Source organism: Corynebacterium confusum (genome assembly GCF_030408715.1).
GTDB lineage: Bacteria > Actinomycetota > Actinomycetes > Mycobacteriales > Mycobacteriaceae > Corynebacterium > Corynebacterium confusum.
In genome coordinates, this window is sequence record NZ_CP047202.1 from 592309 (window position 1) to 614598 (window position 22290).

Sequence of the window (22290 nt, forward strand, 5' to 3'; positions counted from 1 at the left end):
GTCATGCCTGGTTTCCTGGGGTGACACGCGAGCCGCCGGCGCCGCGCTAGGATTGAAAAACGTGAGTGAACAAGCTGGAAATCCCCAAGCCCATGCCCCCGGTATGCCAGTGGTCACCGTCATCGGTGACGGTCAGCTGGCGCGGATGATGCAGACCGCCGCCATCGAGTTGGGTCAATCGCTGCGCCTGCTGGCCGGCAGCCCTGATTCGTCGGCAGCGCAGGTCTGCGCCGACGTGGTGGTGGGCGACTACACCGATTACGACGACCTGTTGCGGGCCGTCGAGGGCGCGGACGCGGTCACCTTCGACCACGAGCACGTGCCGAACAAGCACCTGGAGGCCCTCATCGGGGCTGGTTACAACGTGCAGCCGGTGCCGTCCGCTCTGGTCAACGCCCAGGACAAGCTCGTCATGCGCCGCCGCCTGCGGGAGCTAGGCGCCCCGGTCCCGGAGTTCGCCGAAATCACCAGCACTGACGATGCCACCTCCTTCTGGGCCACCACCTCCGGCCAGGTCTGCTTGAAGGCCCGCCGCGGCGGCTACGACGGCAAGGGTGTTTGGTTTCCTTCCACCGAGGAGGAGCTGGTCAACCTGGTCAGCGAGCTCCTCGACGCCGGCACCCCGCTGATGGCGGAGAAGAAGGTCGCCCTGACCCGCGAGCTGTCCGCCCTGGTGGCGCGCACCCCGTCGGGCCAGACGGCTTCCTGGCCGATCACCGAGTCGGTCCAGCGCGACGGCATCTGCTCCGAGGCGGTCGCCCCGGCCCCCGGGCTGAGCTCTGCCCTCGAATCTCGCGCCTCCCAGCTGGGCGTCCTGGTCGCCGAGTCGCTCGGCGTCACCGGCGTCCTGGCGGTCGAGCTCTTCGCCTTCACCAACGATGCCGGCGAGGAGGACATCGCCATCAACGAATTGGCGATGCGCCCCCACAACACCGGCCACTGGACCCAGGACGGCTGCGTGACCTCCCAGTTCGAGCAGCACCTGCGGGCCGTCCTCGACTACCCGCTCGGCTCCACGACCCCGACCGCCCCGGTCACCGTGATGGCTAACGTCTTGGGCGCCGAGGAAGATCCGGAGATGCCGATGGCCCAGCGCGCCGTCGAGGTCCACCGCCGCTTCCCGCAGGCCAAGATCCACCTCTACGGCAAGGGCCACCGCCCAGGCCGCAAGATCGGCCACGTCAACCTGACCGGCCAGGACGCGGAGCAGACCCGGCACGAGGCCCGCCTGGCTGCCGGCTTCCTGGTCAACGCCCGCTGGGACGACTAGACCACTGGGGCCCAGCATCCAGCACCCAGTACCCAGCACCCAGAACCCAAAACTCACCAAAGGAGTGCCCCACAGCATGACCGCTACCCCAGAGAACACCCAGGCCCGCGTCGGCATCATCATGGGATCCGATTCCGACTGGCCCACCGTCGAACCGGCCGCCCAGGTGCTGGCCGAATTTGGGGTCCCCTTTGAGGTCGGCGTCGTCTCCGCCCACCGCACTCCGGAGAAGATGCTCGCCTACGCTAAGCAGGCCCACACCCGCGGCTTGCAGACCATCATCGCCTGTGCGGGCGGGGCGGCCCACCTGCCGGGCATGGTCGCGGCGGCCACCCCGCTGCCGGTCATCGGTATCCCGCGGGCCCTGAAGGAGCTCGACGGCTTGGATTCCTTGCTCTCCATCGTCCAGATGCCGGGCGGGGTACCGGTCGCCACCGTTTCCATCGGCGGCGCCAAGAACGCCGGCCTCCTGGCTGTCCGGATCCTGGGCGCGGGCGATCCCCAACTGATCGAAAAGATGAGCAAATACCAGCAGGGCATGGCAGATTCGGTGGAGGAAAAGGACGCAAACCTCCGCCGGAAACTGCTGGGGGACTAACACGGATCCCATTGATTTAGCCGCGGGCAGGATTCACTACCGGCTTTCACTACCGTTTCAACTAGGCCGTCTTAACTAGCGGCCGCAGTTTGCCTGCGGAGCTTATACCCGGCGGCCTCTTGGGCGGCGACTGATTCGTTGCATTCGACGTCGCTACTTCCGGGTCTGACGAACCCGACCCTTCCGCTTCGAGGATCCCTGGCCGCATGGCCCATGTTTCCTCTGCCATCTTGTCTATCGTTGTTGTTGACGTGATGGGAGCGGCATAACAATGTCAGATTGTGTATGTCCGTGACTCCGCCGTAGTACCAGGCCTGCAGATGGTGGACATCGCAGGCATTCGCGGCCCGGTCGCACCCAGGGTGGGAGCAAACCAGCTCGGAGGCAATCAGCGCCAGCTTCTGCATGAAGCTCGCCGTCCGCTTCGAGCGCCCCAGCGCCAGCGGCTGGAAGTCCTCGCAGTCCATAATGCAGAGGTAATCACTAGCCGCGGCCCCGAGCCGGATGATGTCCAGCGGGGTCAGCGAGTGCCCGGTGTTGGTGGGCAGCAGGGAATCCGCCTTGAGGTTCTCGAAGTCATCGACCGTGCCGGAGATGATGATGGACCCCAAGCCGGGGTGCGCCTTCTCGCGCGAGCCGAGGTATTCCTGCAGAATCGCAGTGAACTGGTCCGCCATCCGCTGGCGGTAGTTGCGCTTGTCTTCCTCCGGCGGCAGATCCGGGGCTCCCGGCCGCGTAGCGGGCGCAAAGGCCTGGCTCATCAGCGCCGCAGTGGCACCATCCAGGTAACCGCTGACGTGGACGCCGCCGTCGGCATCCGCGGGACTGAACTCCAAATGACGCTTGCGGGTGGCGGCAAACCGGTCCCGGTTGCCGTAGGGATCCCGGCTGCGCGCATTCGCCGCACGAACCTCGCGGCGCAACCATTGAGCGAAGTCTTTCAGATTTCGCTTCTTCGCTTCATCGATGGCCTTGTTGCGCAGCTCGTTCGGGCCGGGGGTGGCGTGCGCGTTCAGGTGCTTGAGTTCGCGGTCGATGATGGACAGGTAGCGGCCGCGGAGGGCCTCCTTTTCCCGCAGCTTGCGCTGGGCCTCGGCGCGGGCCTTTTCCTCGCGTTCCCGGCGAATACGAGCCTCTTCTTCGGCCTTCTTACGGCGCTCCTCGGCCAGCTTCCGGCGTTCTTCCTCCGCCCGTGCTCCGGCCACAGCGTCCGCGTCACCCGGGGAGTCACCAGCAGCGCCCGCTTCAGCATTCTCCGGCGGGTCTGGCAAGGGCGGTAGATCCGACAGGGGAGCGGTCCCGAAGATGGTCTGCCCGTTGCAGAGCCGGTCCTTCGCCTCACCGTAGGACAGCCCCAGCCGGTTCATCAGGTAGTCCATCGCCCGCGTGGAGTTGACGTGGCGCCCGGCGTCGTCGCGTTCGGCGATGAATGCGAAGGCGGCATCGATAGTAGTGATGGTGCCGGAGAGGGCAGCGAGCTTCTCGAAATAAGGGTAGATCTCACCAAAGTACACCGAGTCCACCTCCGTGACGGCGGCGTGCAGGCGTGAGTATGCCTGTTCGATTTCGGCTACACATTCGGCAATGGATTGAGTTGCTTTGGTCATGATCTTCACCCCCCTTGAGGTGCTCGAACCTTTGTTCCTTACGACCTCAATCCTATTCACGCAATCGCCCCACGCAACCCCTATAGCAAAACTTTGTTCTAGATGGTTATATTGTTGGTAAAACGGGGGTAACCTCTCGCAGAAATAGGCATTAACGGCGCCGAATGGGCCGGCAGATGCCCTCAAGTATCCTAATTCTTATGTTCAAAAACGACGGCGGAGAAGCCTCCCGGCGACCATCACTTGACCCGACGGACCCCATCGTCGTCCTCGGTTCGCGCACGACCGCCGGTCGCCCCGAACCCCTCCTTCGCGCCCGCCTCGTCACCGCCGCCCGCCTCGCCCAGGCATACCCCCAAGCCCCCATCGTGGTCAGCGGGCACGGGGAAGCGCTCCCGATGCACAACTACCTCACCGCCCAAGGCATCGACCCGGAGCGCATCATCCTGGAACCCCTGGCAACCAGCACGAACGAAAACCTCGAAAATTCCGCGCGCCTGGTCCCCCGTGGCTCGACGATGACCGTCGTCACCAGCAACTTCCACATCTTGCGCACCCGGCTCTGGGCCTGGCACCTCAAGATTCCTATTGGCACGGTCGCCGCCCCGACCCCAAAGGGCCACAAACTACAAAATTATGCCCGCGAGCTCGCCGCGACGCCGCATTCTGCGCTGCGCATCGCTTGGCGACGCCTCCGGCACCGCCTCGAAGGCCGCCCCGACTAGCCCAAAACTAGCCTCAAGCAGGCCCCAAAACCCTAGGGTCCAGACCCCGCGCCCGGACTTCCGCGCCGGCGCCCACCGCGACGACGTCCCCCGCGGCGCCCACCCCGACGCCGCTTATTCCGCGCGCCAGCACCAGCTCCAGACTCAGCCCCAGAACCGGACCGAGAACCAGCCTCAGCACCAGACCCAGACCCCCGCGTCACCGACTCGGGCAGGCGCGACGCCGCCCGCTTGTGGGCGTCCTTCGCGGCTTCCTGCAGGGCCTTATCGATGCCCTCTGCCAGAGTGTCGCGGACCTCCTTCTGCCGGTAGGCGATGGCGCGCAGCCCCATGATGGCGATCTTGTCGGCGGCGCGGTTGAGCGGGTCGCCGGAGTGTCCCATGACGCGGCGGAAGGTGATGCTGCGCTGCCCCTGGTTGTCCTTCCAAGCTTGCTGGAAGCGGGAGAGTGCGCCCGGGTGGATGCCGCGCCAGCGCTTGCCGAGCTTGCCCTGGCCGGTGATGTAATCGACGGCGCGCAGGGCGGCCTGGCTGTCGCTCTCGATGAGGACGTCGGTGGCATCGGTGTGTACGAGGTACTTCAGGGCCAGGGTGAGGGCCTCGAGCTCGAGCTCGTCCGTGGAGGCCTTCGTGCGGCGGGTGAGCAGCTGGTAGTCGCCGTTGCTGGCGACGAAACACGACGCGCCCTTGATGTTGGTGTCGGAGGAGGCATCGGTGGCGATGCGGGCGGGGGTGGCATCGAAAGCGTTAGAAAAGTCGGAGAACTGCGGCCACCAGTGGGCCTCCGTGGCGGGCGGGGGAGTGGGCTTGCGCTTGGGGGACTGCCCGTTGCGTTTGCCCTGGCGCTTGGCCTTGGTTTCCTCGACGGTGCGCAGCTTGCTGGCCCGCGGGCAAGAGCGGTTGTACTCGGAGAAACTGCCCGTGACCAGGTAGCCCTGCTTCTCCAGCTCCAGGCGCAGCGCCCCGCGGCGGCGGCCGACGTTGCACCAGACCTTCTTCTTGGCACCGTTGAAGCTGCGGATGCCGCTGATGGCGTCGTTGAGGTCGCGCATCACGGGCCCCACGGTGTCTTCCTCCGTGGTGCGCCCGGTGCGGACGAATCGCGGGCCGGGCTTGGCATCCACGGCGATGACCCACCCGTTGAGCTTGCCCTCGGCAGCGGACTTCCAGGGGATGTCCCACATGGCGATGGCCACGTGCACCGGCGCGTTGTGCATTTGCGGGGTGACCTTTCGCGATCGGTAAGTACGCGATTCTGTACCTACCAGCGCGGCGAGATCGACGGGTTCCATGCCTACTAGTAAACCGTACGGGCATCCGGGTCCGTTCCCCGGGGTAGGCACTAGCCCACCAGTCCTCACTAACCGCCGCCCCTGGGCCCCCACGATGCCCACGGGGTTAGGCGGGTGGGGTTCGCCTTTACAGATTGTTCAACAACCCCCTAAGATGATGCGCATCACAAACCCGTGTGACCTATATCGCGGAGGGAAAACAATGAGTGCACAGACACCCGAATCCACTTCTCACACCGGCTCGACCCCAGGCCGGGACTCCAACCAGGGCCCCGCCCACAGCAACCAGGGCCCCACCCAGGCCGCAGGCACCTCCCAATCGGCTGCCGATGCCGCCGCCTCCCCCTCGGGCGCCAAGAAGAAATCCCCGGCCTCGAAGGGGATTGGCGCCATGGCCGGCGCCATGTTCCTCATGGCGACCTCCGCCATCGGCCCGGGCTTTTTGACTCAGACCTCCGTCTTTACTGCCCAGATGGGCGCGGCCTTCGCCTTCGCTATCGCGGTGTCGATCATCGTGGACATCGCGATCCAGCTCAACGTCTGGCGCGTGCTGTGCGTGTCCGGAATGCGCGCCAACACCCTGGCCAACACGGTCCTGCCGGGGCTCGGCTGGGTGCTGGCCGCCTTTGTATTCTTCGGCGGCCTGGTCTTTAACATCGGCAACATCGCCGGCGCCGGCCTGGGTATGAACGCCATGCTGGGCCTCGACGCCCGCTGGGGCGGCCTGATCGCCTCCGCGATTGCCATCTTCATCTTCCTGTCCAAGCGCGCCGGCATGGCCCTGGACCGGCTGGTGGCCGCGCTAGGCGCCATCATGATCCTGCTCATGCTTTACGTGGCGATCGTCTCCCATCCCCCGCTGGGCGAGGCCCTCAAAAACACCGTGGCCCCGGAGACCATCGACCCGTTTGTCATCACCACCATCATCGGCGGCACCGTGGGCGGCTACATCACCTTCGCCGGCGCGCACCGCCTGATCGACACCGGCTACTCCGGCGTCGAGAACGTCAAGAGCATCACCCACACCTCGGTCTCCGGCATCATCATTACCGGCATCATGCGCGTGCTGCTCTTCCTGGCCGTCCTAGGCGTGGTCGCCACCGGCGTCACCCTGTCTGAGGACAACACTGCTGCCGATGCCTTCCAGCACGCCGCCGGAGAATTCGGCCTCCGCGCCTTCGGCGTGGTCCTGTTCGCGGCCGGCCTGTCCTCGGTCATCGGCGCGGCGTACACCTCCGTGTCCTTCGTGACCTCCCAGAACTCCAGCGACAAGGTCCGCAACTTCGCCACCGTCGCCTTCATCGCCGTGTGTGCGGTGGCCTTCGTGGTCCTGAACTCCGCCCCGCAGACCCTGCTGATCTTCGCCGGCGCTATCAACGGCCTCATCCTGCCCATCGGCTTCGCCATCGTGATGTGGGTGGCCTGGCGCCGCCGCGACCTGTTGCAGGGCTACAAGTACCCGACCTGGCTGCTGGTCTTGGGCGTCCTCGCCTGGTTCCTGACCATCTTCATCGGCGTGATGGCCTTCAGCGGCATCGCCGCCCTCTGGTCCTAGGCCTCAGAACAGGGAACGCCGGACCGGAACAACCAGCGTCAAGGAAAACAACTTAGGAAGGCCGCCCCATGGCATCGGATCGCACCCAGCAACTTAACCCGAACTCGACCCCGGCCCAGGTGCGCGCCTTCGCCCGCCACCACCCGCTGCCGACGACCTCGGGGCTGGCCCGCGGCTATATGCAGGCCAACCTGCTGGCTGTGCCCCAAGAATACGCCTTCGACTTCCTGCTGTTTGCCCAGCGCAACCCCAAACCGTGCCCCATCGTGGGCGTGCTGGAGGCCGGCCAGCACTCCTCGGACTTGCTTGCCGGCGGGGACATCCGCACCGACATCCCGGGCTACCGCGTCTTTGTAAACGGCGAGCTGACGCAGGAGACTGCCGATGCCACCTCCTTCTACGCCCCGGATATGGTCAGCTTCCTCATCGGCTGTTCCTTCACCTTCGAGACCGCACTGCTGGACAACGGCGTGGGAATCCCCCACATCGCCCAGGGCAAGAACGTGGCCATGTACCGCACGAATATTGCCACCACGCCGGCCGGGGTCTTTAGCGGGCCGCTGGTGGTCTCCATGCGGCCCATCAAGGCCTCCCAGGTAGCCGATGCCGTGCGGATTACCTCGCGCTATCCCGGCGTCCACGGGGCGCCGGTGCACGTGGGGGATCCGGCGGCGATTGGCATCGATAGCCTGGACGAGCCCGATTTCGGCGAGGCCATCGACGTGCCGGCGGGCTATATCTCGGTTTTCTGGGCCTGCGGGGTCACCCCGCAGGCGGTGGTGATGAACTCTGCGCCCAGCCTGGCCATTACCCACGCGCCGGGGCAGATGCTGGTCACCGACGCCCGCGACCTGGGCTACCAGGTGCCCTAAGCCGCCGGCCTAAAACACGGCTTTAAACCACGGACAGAATCTTGTCGCAGGTCGCTCGCAGCGTCGTGTGCGAGAGGTCGGCGGCCGCGCGGCGCTCGCCGCGGGCGATAAGGCCTGCGAGCTCCACGTTGCCGTCGATGTGATCGGCGTGCAGCAGCGGGTAGCGGGGGATGACCAACAGGAAGGTCAGGCGCATGCGCGCGAGCAGGTTGCCCATCTGCTCGTCCAGCGTGGGCGAGCCGAGCGCGGCCACCAGCGCCCTGTGGAAGCGCTGGTTGATGTTGGAGACCTCTTGGTGCTCGCCGCGGGCGGCGAAAGCGCGGGCGGACTCGGTTAGCTCGACCAGCGCCGCGGCGTCGGAAAAGTCGCCCCAGGCCACTCCGGAGGGCTCGATGGCGGCGCGGGCGCGGAAAAGATCCTGGATATAGGCGCGGTCCGGGGTGGCGATGAAGACCCCGCGGTTGGGGATGCGCTCCACCAGCCGCTCCGCGGTTAGCCGGGCGAAGGCCTCGCGCAGGGTATTGCGGGAGCACTCGAAGCGCGCGGCCACCTTGACCTCGCTGAGCTGCTGGCCCGGCTGGTACTCGCCCCGGGAGATGGCGTCCCGAAGGCCCGCTGCGACGGTCTGAGAAAGCATGCGTAACACTATAGTGCCGCGCCCCGGCTTATAGGGCATTTTGGCCAGACCAGCTTGCCGGTGCCGCCTCCGAGCCGAAAGCAGCACCTGCGCGCGCCGGGGAGACGCGGCGGGGTAGGGGTTAGTTGACGGTGGCGATGACGTCGTCCGGGGTGACGCGCTCGCCGGCGCCGATCTTGATGGAAATCGTGCCGGCGTTGGGCGCCTTGACCGCGGATTCCATCTTCATAGCCTCGATGGTGGCGATGGCATCGCCCTCGGCGACCTCAGCGCCGTCTTCGACCTTCCACTCGACCAGGTTGGCCTCGAACGGGGCGGTCACGGCCCCGGCGGAGCCGGCCTTGGCCTCGCCGCCGGCCGGCGCGGCGGAGCTAGCTGCCCCGGCGGGCGCCTGGAAGAACTCGACGGGCAGGCCGATATTCATCAGCTTGCCGTCGACCTCGATGGCAATGGTGCGGCGCTGCGTGTAGATGGCCTCCACCTGCTCGGTCTGGTGCCCGGCGGACGGGCGGTAGTTGTGGTCCACCCAGTCGGTGTAGAGCCCCAGCTCGTCGCCGGTCAGCGCCGGGTTGTTGACCATGTCGCGGTGGAAGGGCAGCACGGTGCGCACGCCGGAGACCGTAAACTCCTGCAGCGCCTGCTGGGCGCGGCGCAGGGCCACCTGGCGGTTAGGCCCCCAGACCACCAGCTTGGCAATCAGGGAGTCGTAGTACGGCGGCACGATGGATCCGGTCCGCACGGCGGCGTCGACGCGGATGCCGGGGCCCGTCGGCGGCTCGAAGGCCACGATGGTGCCCGGGCAGGGGGCAAAGCCGTTGAGGATGTCCTCGGCGTTGATGCGGAACTCGAAGGCGTGGCCGTGGGATTCCGGATCCTCCGCGAGGGAGATCTCCTCGCCGGCGGCGATCCGGAACTGCTCGGCGATGATGTCCACGCCGGTCACAGCCTCGGTGACGGGGTGCTCGACCTGGACGCGGGTGTTGACCTCTAGGAAGGAGATGGTGCCGTCCTCGGAGACGATGAACTCCACGGTGCCGGCGCCGGTGTAGCCGACCTTCTGGCAGATGGCGCGGGAACCCTCGATGATGCCCTGGTACTGCTTCTCGGTTAGGTTCGGGGCCGGGGCCTCCTCGATGAGCTTCTGGAACCGGCGCTGCGTGGAGCAGTCGCGGGTGCCCAGCACGCGCACGTTGCCGTGGGTATCCGCCAGCACCTGGGCCTCCACGTGGCGCGGGTGGACCAAGAACTTCTCCACGAAGCACTCGGCTCGGCCGAAGGCCTCCATGGCCTCGCGGCCGGCGGAGTTGAACGCGCCCTCGATCTCTTCCATGGTGTCCACGACCTTCAGGCCGCGCCCGCCGCCACCGTAGGCGGCCTTGATGGCGATCGGCAGGCCGTGCTCCTCGGCGAAGGCGCGGGCCTCCTGCCAGTCGCCGATGGGATCGGAGGTGCCCGGGGCCAGCGGGGCGCCGACCTCCTCGGCCACGCGGCGCGCGGCGATCTTGTCGCCCAGCAGGTCGATGGCGTCCGGGGCCGGGCCGATCCAGGTCAGGCCGGCGGCGCTGACGGTGCGGGCGAACTCGGAGTTTTCCGACAGGAAGCCGTAGCCCGGGTGGATGGCGTCCGCGCCAGCGCGCACGGCGATGTCCAGCAGCGCCGGGATGTTCATGTAGGTCTCGCCGGCGGAGTTGCCCGGCAGGGCGTAGGCCTCGTCGGCGACCACGGTGTGCAGGGCGCCGGCGTCGGCCTCGGAGTAGACGGCGATGGAGCGGATGCCCAGGTCGCGGGCGACGCGGGCGATGCGCACGGCGATCTCGCCGCGGTTAGCAATAAGTACAGCAGAAATGGCCATGGTTAGTTGACTCCTGAGACTAGTTCGAAGCGGACCCGGGCCCCGGGCGGGAGCTGGGCGGCAATATCAATATCTTCTTCCAAGACGGTGGCGACGACGGGGTAGCCGCCGGTCACGGCGTGGTCCCGCAGGAAGACCACGGGCTTGCCGTTGGGCGGGATCTGCACGCTGCCGGCCACCATGCCCTCTGAGGGCAGCTCGCCGTCGACGACGCGTTCGATGGTGGCATCCCCAGCCAGACGCAGGCCGACACGGTTCGAATCCGAGGTGACGGTCCACTCGGTGTCCAGGAACTGCTGGACGTTCTCGCCGAACCAGTCGTCGCGCGGTCCCAGCGCGCAGCGCAGCACGCCGGTGGTGGTGCCGTTGTCATCGCGCACGCGCAGCGGGTTGGCCAGCTGGGCGTCCGTCATGGCGTTCGAGCGCGGCAGCACGCCGATGACCTCGCCGGCACGCACCGGGTCCGGGCCCAGCCCGGAGAGCACGTCCGTGGCGGACGAGCCCAGCTCCGTGTCAGCGATGATGCCGCCGCGGATGGCGATGTAGGAGCGCATGCCGGTAATCGCCGGGCTAACGGTCAGGGTGGTGCCGGCGGTGACCAGGATGGGGCGGGCCAGCTGCAGCGGGTATTCGCCCACGCGCACCACGGCGGTTGCGCCGGTCACACAGATGACCGTGTCGGTCAGCGCCTTGAGCTTGATGCCGCCGATGTTTTCCAGCACCGTCGCATTGCGCGGGTTGCCCACCGCGATGTTGGCGGTGGCGGCCGCCGCGCGGTCCGCCGCGCCGGAGGGGGTAACGCCCAGGTCGCCGCGGCCCGGCCGGCCGAGGTCCTGGTACAGGGTCAGCAGGCCGGCGTCCTCGACCTCCATGCGGGGCAGGCGCGCCGGGGACTTCTTGGCCCCGTCGTGGTCGCGGGTCAGCTCGGGCAGCTCGCGCACCGCGTTGTAGCGCACCCGGTCGCCGGGCTGGACCAGCGCCGGCGGCTCCGCGTGGGACTCCCACATCGGGGTATTCGTGGTGCCGATGAGCTGCCAGCCGCCGGGGGAGACGCGCGGGTAGACCGCGGAGAAATCTCCCGCGATGCCCACCGCGCCCGCCGGCACGGCCGTGCGCGGGTCGGGGCGCCGCGGCACGGCCTTGGCCAGGGCCGGGTCCTCCGGGGCGCAGTAGGTAAACCCGGGCGCGAAGCCGCCGAAGGCGGCGGTCCAGGTGGTGGAGGTGTGCCAGTCGATGAGGGCTTGCTCCGACATGCCGAGCAGCTCCGCGGCGTCGGCTAGGTCTTCGCCGTCGTAGCGCACGTCGATGTCCACGGTGCGCGGCTCGCGCCGGCCCGCCTTCGTGGGCTGGAACTCGGCCAGCTGCTCGGCGGCGAGCTCGGCCGCGCGCGGGGCATCGAAGGTGACCAGCAAGGTGGTGGCGGCGGCGATGCAGTCGACCTGGTGCGGCAGCGGGTGCGCGGACAGCTCCGCGTGCCAGCTCATGACCTGGTCGAGCCCGTCCAAGTCGATGAGCATCGCGCGCGTGCCGACCGGGTGGATGGTGGGGTTAGACATCGAGGAAGCTCCGAATCTCCACGCCTTCCTTGCCCAGCAGGTCCACCACGCCCCGCAGCAGCTCGACGGCGCCGGGGGAGTCGCCGTGGGTGCACACGGACTGGGCATCGACGGCCAGCTCGGTGCCGTCGTAGGCGGTGATAGAGCCGGTGCGGGCTACTTGCAGGACGCGGTCGGCCACGGCCTGCGGGTCGTGCATGACCGCGTGGGACTCGCGCCGGGAGACCAGCGTGCCGTCGGCGTTGTAGTTGCGGTCGGCAAAGGCCTCGCGCACCACGGTCAGGCCCTGGTCTTCGGCCATGTCCACGGCCACGCCGCCGGGCAGCAGCATCAGCGGCAGGTCGCCGAAGGCGCGTACGCCGTCGATGATCGCCTGGGCCTGGGCCTGGTTGTGAACGATGGTGTTGTAGAGCGCACCGTGCGGCTTGACGTAGCGCACCCGGGTGCCGGCCGCGCGCGCCAAGGCCTCCAGCGCGCCGATTTGGTAGGTAATCTCATCGGCCAGCTCCGCCGGGGCGTAGTCGATGAAGCGGCGGCCGAAACCGGCGGCATCGTTATAGCCCACGTGCGCGCCAATGACCACGTCGGCGCGGGCCGCAGCCTGGACCGTCTGCGCGATTGAGTGTGGGTCCCCGGCGTGGAAGCCGGTGGCCACGTTGGCGGAGGAGACCAGCTCCAGCATGGCTGCGTCATCGGCCACAGGGTTGCCGGCGGTCGTCTCACCCAAATCTGCGTTGAGATCAATAACAAGCGAAGACATCAACACCATCCCTAAAATTGTTGAACAATCTGATGGATCCAGTGTAGCGCGCGTCACGTCCATTTGTGAATGGGGTTACGTTTGGCGGATTCCCCGGCTACCCCCACAGCCGCGGCGGGCTAAGATCGGAAAGATTTTGTTCTTAGAGGAAGGGTCTGTGCAATGGGTTTCGGGAAAGCGCTTCTGGGCATCGGCGGGGTGGCCATCGCCGCGGTCGCCGGAGTGGCCATCATGGGCGGCGGGGAGGAACAGACCACCGTCAACCGCGTCATCGACGGCGACACCATCGACGTGCGCACCGCCGACGGCGACAAGCGCGTGCGCCTGCTCAACATCGACACCCCGGAGCTCGCTCGCGGCGGCCACCCCGCCGACTGCTTGGCTGAGGACGCCCGGGATTTCCTGGCCGATCTCCTGCCCGCCGGCACCGCCGTGCGCCTGGAATACGACGTCGAGCGCCAGGATAAATACGGCCGTGAGCTGGCCGGCGTCTTTCTGGACGACGAGCTGGTCAACGCGCGCATTGCGGAGGAAGGCTTGGCCGCGGCCATGGTGGTCGGTGAGAACCGGAAGTTCTACCCGCCCGTCCAGGAGGCTGTCGATGCCGCCCAGCAGGACCGCCGCGGCATCTTTGACGTGGACCCCGAGTGCTTCGCCGTCGACGGTGGCCCCGCGGCCACCGCGCTGAGCTCGTCTCCGACCACGACCTATGGTTCCGGCGACGAGGTGGCTGCCATCGACAAGCTGCTGGCCGGCACCGCCGCCCGCCGCGCCGATCTCGACGCCATCGAGGGCGGCGCCCGCAACGCCTTCTACGGCACCTACCTGGTCGATCGCCTCAACACCATACTGGCCGAACGCCGCGCCGAACTCGACGAGGCCGAGGAGCGCCTCCATGACGAGCGCGCCGACGCGGTCGAGGAAGCCGAGCGCGACAGAAAACGGCAGGAAGAAGCCAACCGCCCAACCGGCGAGCCCGCCCGCCCCAACACCGCCGACAGCGCCGATCACCCCGCACCGGTCAACCCCGCCCCGGCTAACGATGCCCCCGCCGCGCCAGCTCCCGCCGCGCCAGCTCCTGCCGCACCCGCGCCGGATACCTACACCGGCTGCCGCGCCTACGGCGGAAACTACGCGCTGACCTCCGTGGACAACCAGGGACGGCCGTACGCCAAGATTGATTGCTCGACCAAGGCACAGATTGGCTAGGGGCTTTTAGGCAAAGAGTCCGGCGACCTGGGTGATGCACAGGTAGACGAACGCGACGGAGATGACCGCCATGAGGGTGTTGACAATCCAGCCGTTGCGCCAGCGCTTCGGCGTGAGCTTCGTGTTGAGTAGCACCAGGAGGGTCAGCCCCAAAAACGGCATGAACAACGCGCCGAGGACCCCGTAGGTGATGATGAGCCCGGTGGGCTTGCCCAGCAGCAGGAGCAACATCGGCGGGAAGGTCAGCCAGACCAAGTAGGCGCGGTAGTACTTGCCGCCGGTCTTGGTGGACGGGTCGTCCTGCGGCAGCTTCTTGAGGTGGCCGATATAGTCGGCGAACATCAGGGACACCCCGTTCCATACGCCTAGGCAGGAGGAGAAGGCGGCGGCGAAGAAGCCGACGATGAACCCTTTGGACAGGACGGTCCCGTAGCGTGCCTCCAGCACGTCGGCCATGTCGACCAGACCCTCATCATTGTCGGAGACCGCCACGTTGGCGCTGTAGAGGAGCTCGGCGCCCAGCACCAGCATGGCCAGCACGAAAATGCCGGTGACGAGGTAGGCCACCGAGTTGTCTAGGCGCATGACCTTCATCCACTTCGGGGTGTACCACTTCTTCTCTCGCAGCCAGTAGCCGTAGGCGGCCAGGGTGATGGTGCCGCCCACGCCGCCGGCGATGGAGAGCACGTAGACGAAAGACCCGTCTGGGACGGTGGGGACCAGCCCGGCGATGATCCCGGGCAGGTTGGGCGCGGTAATCGCGGCGACGCCGACGACGGTGACGAACATGATGCCCACCAGCACCGCGGAGATCCTCTCAAAGAGCTGGTAGCGGCCCAGCCACGTCAGTGCGAAACAGACCAGCCCGGTGCCGATGGCCCACATGTTCAGGCTCGTGCCCGGGAAGAGGGCGGACAACGCCAAGCCGGTACCCGACATCGCCGCGGCCCCGTAGACCAGCCCCCAGATCACGATGTACGGCGCGAAGTACCAGGCTGTCCACGGCCCCAGCTCCCGCCAGCCGTGGAAGATAGTATTCCCCGTGGCCAGGCTGTAGCGGCCCACGCCCTCCACGAGCACGATCTTCATGAACGTGCCCAGAATGACCGCCCATAGCAGCGCAAAGCCGTAGCGTTGGCCCGCAATCATCGTGGCCACCATGTCCGCCGCGCCCACGCCAGTGGCCGCCGCCACCAGGCCAGGCCCCACCAGGGTCCAGCGAACCTTCTGTTGTCCCTCATCAGCGGCGGCACCAGCAACCGGCGAGCTACCGGACGCACCAACCGGACGAGCAGCAGGGTCAGATTTCATGACGCACTCCTTCACAGGCGACACTAGGAGGAACAGTGATGGAAGTCACTGTACCCCGATGTGCGGTGCGTCACGTGGTTTTGGAAGAAAGTTGTCGCCTTCCTCCGATCCGAGCGTTGCCCGGCTGTTCTAGGCCACGGTGCGGCCTTCGACGAAGAGCTTTTCCGGCATGGGCCGCTCCAGAGCCCACTCGAATTTGATAGGCTTTTCGCCCTGGTGGGAGACGTAATCGACCTTGCCTAGGAAGGTATAGGCCGAGGCCGTGCCCACCTCGTTGCTGCTGAGGTAGCGGGTCGCCATGGCGATGGAACCGCCAAGCTCCTGATGGTGAATATAACGCTGCCCGGTCTTGCTCTTGACCGTGGTGCTGTTCTGGGATTCCCAGCGCATGAGCTCCGGGGAGACCGGATAGTCATGGTAATCGGTCGAGGCGCTGATATCTTCGCGTTTCTTTAAGGTCACCAGGAACAGGTCCGTGTTCTGGTTGGGGAAGTAGCGCACGCCCTCGCGCGGGAGGCTGACCATCTTGGGTAGTGGGCGCTCTTCCATGGCGGCGATGAGCTCGGACAACGAATACTCGGCGTGGCTTTTGAGCAGCGAGATGCCCGTTGGCCGCGGGATGACGCGGGCGGAGCTGATGGCGTATTCCATGATTTGTCCCAGCTCGGTGCGCACGGCGGGGTAGTTTCGCAGCAGGCGGAGCGCCGCGGCGAAGTCTTCGGGCGGCGTGACGTTCGCCTGCCCACCCCAGAACGACAAGACCAGCATGCGTGCATACGCGCGGTCGTCGCCTACCAGGTTCTCCGGGTCGGGGCCGTCCGGATCCAGCAAGCGCAGGTAGGCGTTCGCGCGATCCTGATCGTTGATGTGCAGCATGGTACGCAGGCGCTTGAGCAAGAAGGTCTCGGTTTCATCGCCGTCGCCTGGCAGGAGATTGGTCTCCCGGAGGAACCTGGTCCACGAGTACTGGTTGGGGCGGGTCTTATAAATGTCGCTGATATCGATGCCGGACTCGGCCAGGAACTGCGACAAATCGGTCGTCCGGATCTCCGCGACCAAAGACTTAATCTTCTTCAGCGAGCTACTGGCTGCCTTCTTGATGCTCCGCAGGATCTGCTCTTGGCTCACCCGGTCGAGGCTGACATTGGAGCCGGCCGGCATGGAATAGAAGCCCTTTTCAACTTCCTTGACCAGGTTCTGTCCGCGTTTCTTGGTCAGCGCCTGGTAGCGCTCCGTGAAGTCGAAGTTTTGGTGCTGCTGCCCCATGAAGTCGAGGATCAGGCAGGAATCCTTGCCCTCGGACAGGCGTAGGCCGCGTCCCAGCTGCTGGATGAAGACCACCGGGGACTGCGTGGGGCGCAGCAGCAACAGCGTGTTGACCTGGGGGATGTCCACGCCTTCGTTGAAGAGGTCGACGGCGAAAATCACCTTGATGTCCCCGTCCTGGAGCTGGCGGATAATCGCTTCGCGTTGGTTCGTCGGGGTGTTGCCGTCGATGGACTTGGCTGGGATTCCGAACTCGGTGAACTGCTGGGCCATGAACTGAGCGTGGGTGACGGACACGCAAAAGCCCAGCGCCTTGAGCTCGGACATGTCGAGGACGCGTTTTTCGATCTCTTGGATGATAAACCGCGTGCGCTTCTGCCCGGCCTTGACGTAGAGCTCGCTGAGCTCGTTCATGTCGTATGCGTTGGTCCGGCGGTTCCAGGTCACCCCGGTCAGATCCGTGCCGTCGGCGATGCCGTAGTAATGCATGGGCGTCAGTCGTTGCATGCGCAGGGCGTCCCAGAGGCGCAGCTCGTAGGCGACGCGGTAATCGAAGAACTTCTGCACATTCTCGCCATCCGCGCGCTCCGGCGTGGCGGTAAGCCCCAACAGCTCTTGCGGGGCGAAGTGGTCCAAGATGCGGCGGTAGCTTTTCGCCTCGGCGTGGTGGAACTCGTCAATGACCACGACGTCGAAGTGATCGGGGGCCAGTTGATCAAGGATGGCAGGCTTGAGCGATTGGACGCTGGCGAAGACGTGGTCCCACTGGCCGGGCCGTTGGCCATCGACCAAGAGCTCGCCGAAGGTGGCATCGGAGAGCACCTCGCGGTACGTGCGCTGGGCCTGGAGGAGAAGCCTCTTCTGGTGCGCCACGAACAGCAGTCGCGGCCGGCGGCCGAATTTTTCGCATAGGTTGCGGTAGTCCAGGGCAGCCACGACGGTCTTGCCGGTACCCGTCGCCGCCACCAGCAGGTTGCGGTGCCGGTCGTGTTCGGTGCGCTCGGATTCCAACGCCTCGAGCATGGGCCGCTGAGAGCTCAATGGCTCGACCCGTAGGCCGGAGATCTCCAGGGACTCGTTCTTGCGCTCGCCGCCGCGGGCAAGGAGTAGGGCCTTATCGAGCTTGTCGAAGTCGCGCTCGGGCTGGAAATCCACGAAGTGGGGGTCGTGCCAGTAGGTATCGAAAGTCTTGATGAACTTGTCGATGACCCCCGGTGTGGTCTTGCTAGAACCGCGCACGTTCCATTCCCATCCGTCTACCAGAGCGGACCGGGAGAGGTTGGAGCTGCCGATGAAGGCGGTATCGAAGCCCGAATTGCGCTTAAACAGCCAGGCCTTGGCGTGCAGGCGAGTGCTCTTGTGCTCGTAGCACACGCGCACCTGTGCGCCGTAGCGCTCCACCAGGGTCTTGACCGCCAGGGCGTCGGTCGCGCCACAGTACGTAGAGGTCAACACCCGCAGCGGGATGCCCTTATCGCGGAGGTACTCGAACTGCTCCGTAAGCGCGGAGACACCGGTGTTCTTCACGAAAGCGCACAGGAGGTGTACCTCGTCGGCGGTCTTGATCTCGCGGTCGAGTTCGGTCCAGAGATTGGATTCCTCGGGCGCGTTGGTAAAAAGGGCGCTCGAATGGAAAGGGATCTCCGGCATCTGGGGCGGGCTGGCGAGCGTGGTGTCGAAGATGGCGTACAGCAGCTCTTCGCTATCGATGGCCTCCTCGGCGCCCAGGGCCGAGGTCAGCCGGTTGACTAAAGCCAAGCGGTCGGCCGGCTTGGTCAGCTCGCGGAGCTTTTGCTCGAGGATGCTGGCGATGCCCTGGGAGACCGCCGCCTGATAGCGGCGGGAGACCTCCTCGCTCGCGCCGTCGGCAATCTGGAAGCCGGCGGTAGGGTAGGCGGCCTCTTTCTGGCGCAGCTCGTCGCGCACCCGGGCGGAGAGGGGAGTCTCGTAGTAGCCGAAGGGCAGCGTGGAGTCGTCGGGGTGGTTGCTCACAGGGCGTCCACCACCAGCTTAAGCGCCGGGACGTCGGCCGGCGCCCAGGGTAGCTCGGTAACCTCGGCGGCGGTGACCCAGCGGGCCTCGTCGTGATCGCTCAGCTGCGGGGTGCCCGCGGAGATCGTGCACCAGAACGTGGTCAGCTCGATGGTGGCGAAGTCATAATCGTGCGTTGTGGTGGTCACTTGCGAGCCCACCTCGGCGGTGACGGACAGCTCCTCGCGGATTTCGCGCGCGAGCGCTTCCTCCGGGGACTCGCCGGCCTCGATCTTGCCGCCCGGGAACTCCCAGTAGCCGGCAAGCGACTTGCCGGGGGCTTTGCGACACGCCAAGATCTTGTCCTCGGCGCGGAAGACCGCGCCCACAACTCGTATGACAACGCTCATTCTTTCATTATGAACATCTGCCGGACACTCGGATGGACAAATGCTAAACCCGCTGGACAGCCGCGGATCTTTGCCACCCCCGACCGTCCTGTTCTCTGAGTGCAGTGACAGAGGCAACGCCGGGGGGGGGCTAGCTGTGTTCCAAAATCCAAGCAAAAGCACCCAAAAACAATCGGACATCTGTTATTTTCACGCGAGATGCCTAGTGGTTGCTAATGCTGATGCCGTGTTTGCTGGTGCGGAGTAGGCTTGCTGGTGAGCACATTCAGAAGTTTACGTTGGATTTCAACGTGCTGGACTTAAGGAGAAAACCAATGTCTGCTCAAGCTACGGAACGCGTAGAAAACGGCAAGGTCGCCCTGATGATCGGTGGCGGTCAGGGAATCGGTGAGGCGGCTATCAAGCGCCTGCACCGGGATGGCTTCCGCGTCGCGGTGGGGGACCTGAACCTGGACACCGCGCAGAAGGTCGCGGAAGACCTGGGCGGTGAGGCCGCAGGTGCGATCGCCATCGAGGTCAACGCGGCGGACCGGGACTCGGTCTACGCGGCGGTGGACCAGACGGTGGAAAAGCTTGGCGGCTTTGACGTCATCATCAACAACGCCGGCATCGCGCCGCAGATCGATATCCTCGACGTGACCGAAAAGGACATCGACACCATCTACGACATCAACGTCAAGGGTGTTATCTGGGGCATCCAGGCGGCAGCCAAGAAGCTGCGCGAGCTGGGCCACGGCGGCAAGATCATCAACGCCGCCTCCCAGGCCGGTGTGAAGGGCAACCCGGGTATCCCGCTGTACACCTCCACCAAGTTCGCCATCCGTGGCCTGACCCAGACCACGGCCCAGGACCTGGCTGAAGACGGCATCACCGTCAACGCCTACGCCCCGGGCATCGTCCGCACCCCGCTGATGGAGAAGCTCGCCCAGGACCTGGCGAAGAGCAACAATCAGCCGGAGGAGTGGGGCTGGGAGCAGTTCACCAAGAACATCACTCTCAAGCGCCTGTCTGAGGTCGAGGACGTCGCCAAGGCGATTTCCTTCCTGGCCGGCGAGGACTCGGACTACGTCACCGGCCAGACCCTAGTGGTCGACGGCGGTATGGTCTTCCACTAAAAGGCCACGCCACTGCGGAAAATCGCATTAGCAAATGGGGTAGTTTCCCCGGTGCGCACGATGAACCGGCACTCCGCGAGCTGGTTCTTCAGTGTTTCGTGAGTGGTCTCCCGGACGGTCACGTTCGGGAGTAACTCGCGGATTTCGCGTGGGGTGCTGTCGGCAATGGCGACGGCCTCCACGACCACCTCGTTGAGGATGGCGCGGGCGACGTCCGCGAAGCTCGGCACGCCGAAGACGAGGCTCAAATCGATGACCTTCACGCCGTCCGGCAGCGGCAGGCCGCAGTCGCCGATGGCGAAGGTGTCGGTGTGGCCCAGGCGGCTAATCGCCCAGGTCAGCTCGGGGTTTAGAATTCCTTGTTTACGCATGTTTTTATACCTGTGGTAGTTCCGCGTCCAAGCCGGGGTAGGACGGCTGGGCGCCAATGGACAGGGCGGCAAAAGCGCCGACGCGGGCGGCGTGCCGGGCGGCATCGGTAAGCGATGCCCCGGCCAGCAGGCGGGCCACCAGCGCGCCCGTGAAGGCGTCGCCGGCGCCGGTGGTATCCACCGCGTGGATGCGCGGGGTGGGGATGTCCGTCAGACCGGAACCATCGCCCACCAGGGCGCCCTGGGCGCCCAGCGTCAGCACGACGCTGTTAAAGCCGACCTCCAGCAGCGCCTGGACCATATCGTGCGGGTCCGCCGAGGCCACCGGCGCGCCCAGCTGGGCCAGGACCAGGTCGGCCTCGTGCTCGTTGACCACCAGCGGGTCCGCGCGCAGCAGGCTGTCCCGGTCCACCTCAATGACCGGCGCAAGGTTGACCACCAGCCGGTGGGCGTGGCGGGCTGCCGCCGCGAAGCCCTCCGCGGGGATTTCGCCCTGCAGCAGGACGATGTCGGCTGCTGCCACCGCGGAGGAGTGCGCGTCGACGTAGCTGCCGTCCACGGTGGCGTTCGCGCCGGGGATGACCACGATGGTGTTCTCCCCGTCGGCGCTGACCGTGATGACCGCCAGGCCCGTCGTCGTGGAGGAGCGGGTCGCGACGTGCTCCAGGTTCACGCCGCTGCTGTGCAGGTGGCTCATCGCCGGGGCGGAGTAGGGGTCGTCGCCCACCGCGCCGACGAAGTCCACGTGCGCGCCCTGCAGCGCGGCGGCCACGGCCTGGTTGGCGCCCTTGCCGCCGGCCAGGATGCCGCCGCCGCTGCCCAGGAGGGTCTCGCCCGGGTGCGGGTGGCGGTCCACGCCTACCATGAGGTCGGCGTTGATGGAGCCCACGACGGCCAGGCGGCCGGACTGGGCGGACGCGGTGGACGGGGTGCTGGTCGGTTCAGTCATTACTTGTACTCAGCTACGTTCTGCTCGGTGACGGTGACAACTTCGACCGGGATTTCGGCTTCTGGGTCCTCGCCGTTCAGGATGGCAGCGGCCTGCTCCACGGCCTTGGCGCCGAGCTCGTCCGGCAGCTGGGCGATGGTGCCTGCCAACGTGCCGTCCTCGATGGCCTTGATGCCGTCCTCGGTGCCGTCGAAGCCGAAGACCTTGACCTCCTTGCCGGCCTTAGCGCCCAGGGCCTCGATGGCGCCGAGGGCCATCTCGTCGTTCTCGGCGAAGACGGCCTTGACATTCGGGTGGGCCTGCAGCAGGTTGGTGGTCACGTTCAGGCCCTCGGTGCGGTCGAAGTTCGCGGTTTGCTTGGCCGCGACCTTGATCTTCGGGTACTTCTTGAGTCCCTTCTCGAAGCCCTCGCCGCGGTCGCGGGAGGCCGAGGATCCGGAGATGCCCTGCAGGATGAGGATCTCGCCCTCCTCGCCGATGGATTCAGCCAGGGCATCGGCGGCCTGCTCGCCGCCGGCGATGTTATCGGAGGCCACAAAGGAGGCGACCTCGCCGGCGTTGGAGGAGCGGTCCACCGCCACGACCGGGATATTAGCGGCGTTGAGCGACTGGACGGCCGAGCCCACTGCGTCGGAATCCGTCGGGTTGACAATCACGACGCCGGCGCCGGAGGTCTCCGCGTTCTTCAGCTGGTTGGTCTGGGTGGACGCGTCGTCGGAGGCGTCCTGGACGTCCAGGTTGATGCCCAGCTCGTCGGCCTTTTCCTGGGCGCCGTCGCGCAGCTCGACGAAGAAGGGGTTGGTCTGGGTCGACAGCGCCAGGGTGACGTTATCGCTGGCGGCCTCGCCGCGGTTGCAGGCGGCGACCGAAAGGGTCAGCGCGGCGACGGAGGCCACGGCCAGGGACTTGCGGACAAGGGTGCGGGTCAGGGATGCAGACATGAGGTTTTCCTTTACTTCTTCTG

General features: G+C 66.3%; 19 protein-coding genes. 7 read left to right on the plus strand and 12 right to left on the minus strand.

Annotated elements, in window-relative coordinates; genetic code table 11:
• Window positions 1–61 precede the first annotated feature (61 nt).
• Window positions 62–1270, plus strand: a complete 1209-nt coding sequence (locus tag CCONF_RS02855; RefSeq protein WP_290225013.1) for a 5-(carboxyamino)imidazole ribonucleotide synthase — start codon at window positions 62–64, stop codon at window positions 1268–1270.
• A 76-nt stretch (window positions 1271–1346) separates the two neighbouring features.
• On the plus strand, window positions 1347–1868 hold the full coding sequence (gene purE / locus CCONF_RS02860) for a 5-(carboxyamino)imidazole ribonucleotide mutase (RefSeq protein ID WP_290225015.1): 522 nt from the start codon (window positions 1347–1349) through the stop codon (window positions 1866–1868).
• 71 nt (window positions 1869–1939) lie between these two features.
• Here the strand turns inward: purE and CCONF_RS02865 are convergent, their stop codons facing one another.
• Window positions 1940–3475, minus strand: a complete 1536-nt coding sequence (locus CCONF_RS02865; RefSeq protein ID WP_290225017.1) for an HNH endonuclease signature motif containing protein — start codon at window positions 3473–3475, stop codon at window positions 1940–1942.
• Window positions 3476–3651: 176 nt separating this feature from the next.
• Between CCONF_RS02865 and CCONF_RS02870 the strand changes: the two genes are divergently transcribed.
• Complete coding sequence (locus CCONF_RS02870; protein WP_290225019.1) at window positions 3652–4200, plus strand: YdcF family protein; 549 nt, start codon at window positions 3652–3654, stop codon at window positions 4198–4200.
• A 32-nt stretch (window positions 4201–4232) separates the two neighbouring features.
• Here CCONF_RS02870 and CCONF_RS02875 read toward each other — a convergent pair whose 3' ends face one another.
• Window positions 4233–5417, minus strand: a complete 1185-nt coding sequence (locus tag CCONF_RS02875; RefSeq protein WP_353959510.1) for an RNase H family protein — start codon at window positions 5415–5417, stop codon at window positions 4233–4235.
• A gap of 466 nt (window positions 5418–5883) precedes the next feature.
• Here CCONF_RS02875 and CCONF_RS02880 point away from each other — a divergent pair, with 466 nt between their 5' ends.
• Both CCONF_RS02880 and CCONF_RS02885 read left to right on the plus strand, forming a co-directional pair.
• Window positions 5884–7047, plus strand: a complete 1164-nt coding sequence (locus CCONF_RS02880) for an NRAMP family divalent metal transporter (protein ID WP_290226213.1) — start codon at window positions 5884–5886, stop codon at window positions 7045–7047.
• Between the two features lie 68 nt (window positions 7048–7115).
• Window positions 7116–7919 carry a putative hydro-lyase gene (locus CCONF_RS02885; protein WP_290225022.1) on the plus strand — a complete coding sequence of 268 codons (804 nt, stop codon included), beginning with the start codon at window positions 7116–7118 and terminating at the stop codon, window positions 7917–7919.
• 22 nt (window positions 7920–7941) lie between these two features.
• On the opposite strand, the gene CCONF_RS02890 is transcribed toward CCONF_RS02885, so the two are convergent.
• The 4 genes from CCONF_RS02890 to CCONF_RS02905 form a co-directional block, all read right to left on the minus strand.
• Window positions 7942–8556 (minus strand): GntR family transcriptional regulator, encoded by a 615-nt coding sequence (locus tag CCONF_RS02890; RefSeq protein WP_290225025.1) that lies wholly within the window; start codon window positions 8554–8556, stop codon window positions 7942–7944.
• A 121-nt stretch (window positions 8557–8677) separates the two neighbouring features.
• Window positions 8678–10408 (minus strand): acetyl/propionyl/methylcrotonyl-CoA carboxylase subunit alpha, encoded by a 1731-nt coding sequence (locus CCONF_RS02895; protein ID WP_290225027.1) that lies wholly within the window; start codon window positions 10406–10408, stop codon window positions 8678–8680.
• A 2-nt stretch (window positions 10409–10410) separates the two neighbouring features.
• On the minus strand, window positions 10411–11964 hold the full coding sequence (locus CCONF_RS02900; RefSeq protein ID WP_290225029.1) for a 5-oxoprolinase subunit B/C family protein: 1554 nt from the start codon (window positions 11962–11964) through the stop codon (window positions 10411–10413).
• Window positions 11957–12724 (minus strand): LamB/YcsF family protein, encoded by a 768-nt coding sequence (locus CCONF_RS02905; protein WP_290225031.1) that lies wholly within the window; start codon window positions 12722–12724, stop codon window positions 11957–11959. The genes CCONF_RS02900 and CCONF_RS02905 overlap by 8 nt, the downstream gene beginning before the upstream one ends.
• A gap of 162 nt (window positions 12725–12886) precedes the next feature.
• Here CCONF_RS02905 and CCONF_RS02910 point away from each other — a divergent pair, with 162 nt between their 5' ends.
• Window positions 12887–13933 carry a thermonuclease family protein gene (locus CCONF_RS02910; protein ID WP_290225034.1) on the plus strand — a complete coding sequence of 349 codons (1047 nt, stop codon included), beginning with the start codon at window positions 12887–12889 and terminating at the stop codon, window positions 13931–13933.
• Between the two features lie 6 nt (window positions 13934–13939).
• Here CCONF_RS02910 and CCONF_RS02915 read toward each other — a convergent pair whose 3' ends face one another.
• From CCONF_RS02915 to CCONF_RS02925, 3 genes are all read right to left on the minus strand, one after another.
• Window positions 13940–15244 carry an Nramp family divalent metal transporter gene (locus CCONF_RS02915; protein ID WP_290225056.1) on the minus strand — a complete coding sequence of 435 codons (1305 nt, stop codon included), beginning with the start codon at window positions 15242–15244 and terminating at the stop codon, window positions 13940–13942.
• A 129-nt stretch (window positions 15245–15373) separates the two neighbouring features.
• Window positions 15374–18502: a DUF3427 domain-containing protein gene (locus CCONF_RS02920; protein WP_290225058.1), complete on the minus strand. Its 3129-nt coding sequence runs from the start codon at window positions 18500–18502 to the stop codon at window positions 15374–15376.
• Complete coding sequence (locus tag CCONF_RS02925) at window positions 18499–18891, minus strand: (deoxy)nucleoside triphosphate pyrophosphohydrolase (RefSeq protein WP_290225060.1); 393 nt, start codon at window positions 18889–18891, stop codon at window positions 18499–18501. Before CCONF_RS02925 ends, CCONF_RS02920 begins: the two co-directional genes overlap by 4 nt.
• Window positions 18892–19205: 314 nt before the next feature.
• On the opposite strand from CCONF_RS02925, the gene CCONF_RS02930 reads away from it, so the two are divergent.
• Complete coding sequence (locus tag CCONF_RS02930) at window positions 19206–20006, plus strand: (S)-acetoin forming diacetyl reductase (protein WP_290225063.1); 801 nt, start codon at window positions 19206–19208, stop codon at window positions 20004–20006.
• Here CCONF_RS02930 and rbsD read toward each other — a convergent pair.
• From rbsD to CCONF_RS02945, 3 genes are read right to left on the minus strand one after another with little or no spacing between them, the layout of a single operon-like run.
• Window positions 20003–20377, minus strand: a complete 375-nt coding sequence (rbsD, locus tag CCONF_RS02935) for a D-ribose pyranase (RefSeq protein ID WP_290225066.1) — start codon at window positions 20375–20377, stop codon at window positions 20003–20005. The two genes, CCONF_RS02930 and rbsD, sit on opposite strands and share 4 nt — an antisense overlap.
• Before the next feature lie 4 nt (window positions 20378–20381).
• Window positions 20382–21326, minus strand: a complete 945-nt coding sequence (locus CCONF_RS02940) for a ribokinase (protein ID WP_290225067.1) — start codon at window positions 21324–21326, stop codon at window positions 20382–20384.
• Window positions 21326–22267 carry a D-ribose ABC transporter substrate-binding protein gene (locus tag CCONF_RS02945; protein WP_290225070.1) on the minus strand — a complete coding sequence of 314 codons (942 nt, stop codon included), beginning with the start codon at window positions 22265–22267 and terminating at the stop codon, window positions 21326–21328. Before CCONF_RS02945 ends, CCONF_RS02940 begins: the two co-directional genes overlap by 1 nt.
• Window positions 22268–22290 lie beyond the last annotated feature (23 nt).